The organism is Streptomyces sp. NPDC058326, assembly GCF_042879855.1.
In the GTDB taxonomy this organism is placed as follows: domain Bacteria; phylum Actinomycetota; class Actinomycetes; order Streptomycetales; family Streptomycetaceae; genus Streptomyces.
In genome coordinates this window covers 1-5,049 of record NZ_JBHVZO010000034.1, presented here as the reverse complement: position 1 = coordinate 5,049, position 5,049 = coordinate 1, and the positions used below count along the sequence as shown (strand labels likewise).

Annotated in this window: 6 protein-coding genes and 1 riboswitch; of the genes, 2 read left to right on the top strand and 4 right to left on the bottom strand. The window is 74.2% G+C overall.

Annotated features, from left to right (window positions below; genetic code table 11):
- Positions 1-152: 152 nt before the first annotated feature.
- The 4 genes from ACFVYX_RS33615 to ACFVYX_RS33600 all read right to left on the bottom strand — a co-directional run bounded on the left by ACFVYX_RS33615 (position 153) and on the right by ACFVYX_RS33600 (position 3,904).
- Positions 153-1,043, bottom strand: a complete 891-nt coding sequence (locus tag ACFVYX_RS33615; RefSeq protein WP_389685300.1) for an ABC transporter ATP-binding protein — start codon at positions 1,041-1,043, stop codon at positions 153-155.
- Positions 1,040-2,095, bottom strand: coding sequence for a FecCD family ABC transporter permease (locus tag ACFVYX_RS33610; RefSeq protein WP_389685302.1), 1,056 nt, complete (start codon positions 2,093-2,095; stop codon positions 1,040-1,042). Before ACFVYX_RS33610 ends, ACFVYX_RS33615 begins: the two co-directional genes overlap by 4 nt.
- Positions 2,096-2,310: 215 nt before the next feature.
- The gene (locus ACFVYX_RS33605; protein ID WP_389685298.1) at positions 2,311-3,366 is read right to left on the bottom strand and encodes an ABC transporter substrate-binding protein; all 1,056 of its coding nucleotides are present in this window, start codon (positions 3,364-3,366) and stop codon (positions 2,311-2,313) included.
- An 86-nt stretch (positions 3,367-3,452) separates the two neighbouring features.
- Positions 3,453-3,577: riboswitch (cobalamin riboswitch) on the bottom strand.
- 120 nt (positions 3,578-3,697) lie between these two features.
- The gene (locus tag ACFVYX_RS33600; protein WP_389685296.1) at positions 3,698-3,904 is read right to left on the bottom strand and encodes a cold-shock protein; all 207 of its coding nucleotides are present in this window, start codon (positions 3,902-3,904) and stop codon (positions 3,698-3,700) included.
- Between the two features lie 549 nt (positions 3,905-4,453).
- Between ACFVYX_RS33600 and ACFVYX_RS33595 the strand changes: the two genes are divergently transcribed.
- Positions 4,454-4,681 (top strand): hypothetical protein, encoded by a 228-nt coding sequence (locus tag ACFVYX_RS33595; protein ID WP_389685294.1) that lies wholly within the window; start codon positions 4,454-4,456, stop codon positions 4,679-4,681.
- Positions 4,682-4,755: 74 nt separating this feature from the next.
- Positions 4,756-4,929, top strand: coding sequence for a CsbD family protein (locus ACFVYX_RS33590; RefSeq protein ID WP_389685292.1), 174 nt, complete (start codon positions 4,756-4,758; stop codon positions 4,927-4,929).
- Positions 4,930-5,049 lie beyond the last annotated feature (120 nt).

Below are 5,049 nucleotides of genomic sequence, written 5' to 3'. Positions count from 1 at the left end.
GACCGTCCGGCGTCGGGCCCCGCGCGCGGCGCAGGCCCGTACGGTGCCAGGCCCCCGCGCCCGGCGCGGGCCCGTACGGTGCCAGGCCCCCGCGCCCGGCGCGGGCCCGTACGGTGTCAGACCCCGCGCACCCGGCGCAGGTCCGTGCGGCGTCAGACCCCGTTCCGGCCGGGTCCGGCCGGGCTCGGCACCGTACCCAGGAAGCGGATGTGCGGAGGTCCGCCGGGGTCCGGGCGGGTCACGGCCGACCGGACCCGGTAGACCTCGGCGATCAGCTCCTCGGTGAGCACCTCGCCCGGGGTGCCGGTGGCCACCACGCGTCCCCGCGCGAGGACCACGAGCCGGTCGCAGTACATCGCCGCCAGGTTCAGGTCGTGCAGCGCGACGACGGCGGTGAGGCGCAGTTCGGCGACGAGGGCCAGCAGGTCCAGCTGGTGCTGGATGTCGAGGTGGTTGGTGGGTTCGTCGAGGAGCAGCTCGCGCGGCTCCTGGGCGAGGGCGCGGGCGATCTGCACGCGCTGGCGTTCACCGCCGGAGAGGGTGCGCCAGGGCTGCCGGGCCCGGCCGGTGAGGCCGGTGCGTGCGAGGGCGGAGCCGACGGCGGTCTCGTCGGCGGCCGAGGGGGGCGTCCAGGCCCTGCGGTGCGGCACGCGGCCGAGACGTACGACGTCGGTGACGGTCAGATCGGTCTGGGTGTCGGCCTGTTGCTCGACCGTGGCGAGGCGCCGGGCAACCGTCCGGCGGCCGAGGCCGGCCAGCGGGTCGCCGTCGAGGGTGACGACCCCGGAGTCGGGGGCGAGGACGCCCGCGAGGAGGCGCAGGAGGGTCGACTTCCCCGAGCCGTTGGGCCCGAGGAGACCGGTGACGGTGCCGGGAGTGAGGGTGACGCTGACCCCGTCGAGGACGAGGGTGCCGCCGGCGGTGCGCGAGACCCGGTCGGCGCGGAGCCCGATGCCCGCACCCGCGCACGTGCTCGCCTCCACGGTCGTGTCCGTGCTCGTCACCACAGCCGTGCCCGTGTCGGCGGTCGGGCTCGGGGTCATCGGGGGCTCCTGGTGCGGTACAGGACGAGGACGAAGGCCGGGACGCCGATCAGCGAGGTCACCACGCCCACCGGCACCTCCTGGGGGTCGAGGACCGTGCGGGCGAGCGTGTCGGCCCAGACCAGGAACACCGCCCCGGCCAGGGCGGTGACCGGCAGCAGCCGGGCGTGCCCCGGGCCGGCCAGGGCGCGGGCGGCGTGCGGCAGGACGAGGCCGACGAAGCCGATGGCTCCGGCGGCGGAGACCAGAGCGGCCGTCAGGAGGGCGGTGACGCAGAGGAGGACGAGCCGCGTCCGGGCGACGGCGACGCCCAGCGCGGCGGCGGCCTCCTCACCGAACGCGAACGCGTCCAGCGTCCTCGCGTACCCGCCGCAGACCAGCAGGGCCGCCGCGAGCACCGCGCCGCACACTCCCACGTCGCCCCAGCCGGCCCCGCCGAGCGAACCGAGCAGCCAGAAGAGCACGCCCCGCGTGGTCTCGGCGTCGGCCGCCGTCATCACGACGAAGGAGGTGAGGGCGGAGAAGAGCTGCATCGCGGCGACGCCCGCCAGTACCACCCGGTCCGTCGAACCGCCGAGGGTGTGGCTGAGCAGCAGGACGAGCGCGAAGGAGAGCACCGCTCCGAGGAACGCCCCGCCGGTGACGGAGAGGAGGCCGCCGCCGATGCCGAGGACGACGACCGCGACCGCGCCGGTCGAGGCGCCCGAGGAGACCCCGAGGACGAAGGGATCGGCGAGCGGATTGCGCAGCAGCGACTGCATCACCGCGCCGCAGACCGCGAGTCCGGCTCCGCAGACGGCGGCGAGGAGGGTGCGGGGCAGCCGGAGCTCCCACACGATGCCGTCCCGGATCGGTGAGACCTCCGGGGCCTCTCCGCCGAGATGGGCGGCCACCACGGACCACACGTCACCGACGCCGATGTCCGCCGGGCCGATGGTGATGGCGACGGCCACCGAAACGGCCAGGACGGCAAGGCCGGTCACCGCCCACAGCAGCGCCGCGCCCCCTCCGCGCACGACGGCGACCGCCCGGCCGGGCGAAGCCCCGCCCACCGCCTCGCGGGGCGGGGGCACGGTCACGCCGCCGGGCGCGGTACTGGCCCCATCGGGCGGGGGCTCGGCCCCACCGGGCAGGCCCGCCGAAGCGCCGCGCGAGGCGCCGGCCCGTCCGGGCGGGATCGCCGACTCACCGGCCGGGGGCCCGGCCCCACCGGGCTGGCCCCCCGAAGCGCCGCGCGAGACTTCGGCCCGGCCGGCAGGTTTCGGCGTCACTTCGCGAGACCGTACGTGCGGAGGGCCGCCGCCACCTTCTCGACGCCCTCGACGGTACGGACGGTCGGGTTCATGGCCTGGCCGCTGAGCAGGACGTACCGCTTCTTCCGTACCGCCGTCATGTTCCGGGTGACCGGATCGGACTCCAGGAACTCGATCTTCTTGGCGGCGCTCTCGGCGGACTGCGAGCGGCGGGTCAGGTCGCCGATGACGAGGACGTCCGGGTCACGGTCGGCGACCGTCTCCCAGTTGATCTGGGGCCACTCCGCACGGGTGTCGTCGAAGACGTTCTTCGCGCCCAGCGCGCGGGTGACGATGCCGGGGGCGCCGCAACAGCCCGCCATGTAGGGGGATTCGGCGTTGGCGAACCAGTAGAGGACGGTGACGTCCCCGAAGTCGCCCCCGGCGGTGGCCCTCGTCACCCGGGAGGAGAGCTCCGCGACCAGCTTCTCGCCGCGCTCAGGGACCGCGAACACCCGTGCCAGGTCGCGGATCTCGCCGTACACGGTCTCCATGGTCAGGGGCCGGGTGCGGATGCCGTCGCCGTCGCCGCTGTTGTCCTTGCCGACGCAGTCGGTGGGCGAGAGGTAAGTGGGGACGCCGAGCTCCTCGAACCGCTCGCGGGGAGCCACCCCGCCCTTGCCGAGGGTGTACGCGAAGGACGCGGCGGCGAAGTCGGGTTCGGCGTCGAGCACCTTCTCGAAGGACGGGTAGCGGTCGGCGAGTCGCGGGACCTTCGCGTTCTCCTTCTCCAGTCCCTTGAGCACCGGGTCGGTCCAGGTGGCGGTGCCCACCATGCGGTCGGCCAGACCGAGGGAGAGCATGATCTCCGCCGTTCCCTGGTCGAGGGCGACGGCCCGCCGCGGCGGCCTGTCGACGGTGACCCGTCGGCCGCAGTTGTCGTCGATCGTCACCGGGTACCCCTGCCGCGGGCCTCCGGCCGTGTTCTTCGAGGGCTGTACGGCGGATCCGCCGCCGCAACCGGTCACGGTCAGGAGCAGGGCGCCGGCCAGCAGGAGGGCGGCGGAGCGGGCGGGATGTGCGAAGGGCACGGGAATTTCCTCTGCGGCCACGGCTCATACGCGGAGCCTGTCGTACGGAGCTCCCCGGCCGACAGCGTGCCGCCGGGGCCGCCAGCAGGTCTTCGGACTCGGGGTCATCCGGACGGAGCGCCTTCCCGGGCCGTCGTGCAGCCCAGTGGCCGATGCTCCGCCCGTCGCCCTCACCGCTGCGCGTCAGTTCCGGTCTCGCACCGGATTCCCTGACCCGTGCGCGTACCCGTTCGGGTGCGCGCAAAGGTACGACTGGCTTCGGCACAGTACCACCGGCCCGCTCCCCCGCCCGGGGCGCCGCCGGTGGCACGCGCGTCCGTGCCGCTGGACGTCAGACGCGCAGTTCCCTCGCCTCGAAGCGGCCGTCACCGAGGACCAGGACGAAGGAGACCTGCTGCCCCTCGGAGAGCGAGTGCTGCTCGCCCTCGATGTCCGCGGCGCTGAAGTAGACCTGTTCCTCGGAGCCCACGGGAAGGACGAATCCGTACCCGCCGGCGCGGTTGAAGGACTGCACGAACCCTTTGCTTCTGCCTTCCACGGCGGCCTCCTCGTCGTCATGGGCGACACGGCCGAGGGGAGAGGACGCCCGTCCCGGCCGCATCCGCGTCTCAGGGGACTTGTACCCCGCCGGCCCGTTCTTCGCCCGTCGTCGTGGACGAGCGGACGCTCCTCGCCGCCGCGGCCACGAGCCCGGCGCCGGACCGGCGGGCCGCCGCGCCGGCCTGTGTGCGCACCCCTCCCCCGAGTCTCGTACAATCTTCAACAGAGGCCCGGTGCCGGAGATCCCCCGTGTCCGACACCGGGCCTCGCCCTGCCCTGAGAGGTACGCGACAGGTACGCGCCTCCGTCGGACCCCGCCGCCCGGGTACGCGATCCTCGCCGTGATCCGGGCGATGCGCCGCGCCGACTCCTCGGGAGCGCCCACCGGCCGAACGATGTGGCTGACGGTCGGCCGCACGATCGCCTCGCACCGGCAGGGGCCCGAAAGATCCCGTGAGGCACTGTTTCGTCCGGGCGTCATCGGGCAGCAGCACCTCGTGCCACCGGCGGCCACCGGGGCGCGTACAGCTGCGTCAGGGAGAGGACCATGAGCCACCACGACAGGCACGGCAGCGACCAGGACTCCCACCCCGAGCCTCCGCGGACCACACCGTCCGGGGCGGAGGGCGAGAGCGGGGACGCGGAGGCACGACGGCAGGCGGAGGAGGCCGTGCGGGGCGGGCCGGATCGCGACGATGAGGAGGCGCACGGCAGCACCGCCAAGCGTCAGGCTCCCGGGGTCGGCCGCGAGGAACAGCGGAGACCGCACCCGTGAGTCGCGCGAGTCCCGTGCGTAGCTCTCCCGTTTCCGGGAAGTCGCAGGTCGAAAGAGATTTCAGGAGGTGTCGCATGTCCGCCGGTAAGAAGGCGAAGAACGCCGCACAGACCGCCAAGGGCAAGGCCAAGGAAGCCACCGGCAAGGCTGTGGGGAACGAGAGCCTGGAGATGCAGGGCCGGGTCGAGCAGGCCAAGGGCGATGCGAAGCAGGCGGGGGAGAAGGCCAAGGACGCGTTCAAGCACTGAGGAGCGCGAACGGCCGGCGGACCGGGCCCACCGAGGCCCGGGCGCTACTCCACCAAGCCCAGCCGAGCCGACACCCCCCCCACCCCCCCCCCCACCACTGGGTTGAGAAGGCGGCGCGCC

Bases quoted from the DNA above. Each gene is read 5' to 3' on its own strand.
- ACFVYX_RS33615 (WP_389685300.1), bottom strand. From the start codon at position 1,043: ATGACCCCGAGCCCGACCGCCGACACGGGCACGGCTGTGGTGACGAGC.
- ACFVYX_RS33595 (WP_389685294.1), top strand. From the start codon at position 4,454: ATGAGCCACCACGACAGGCACGGCAGCGACCAGGACTCCCACCCCGAG.
- ACFVYX_RS33590 (WP_389685292.1), top strand. From the start codon at position 4,756: ATGTCCGCCGGTAAGAAGGCGAAGAACGCCGCACAGACCGCCAAGGGC.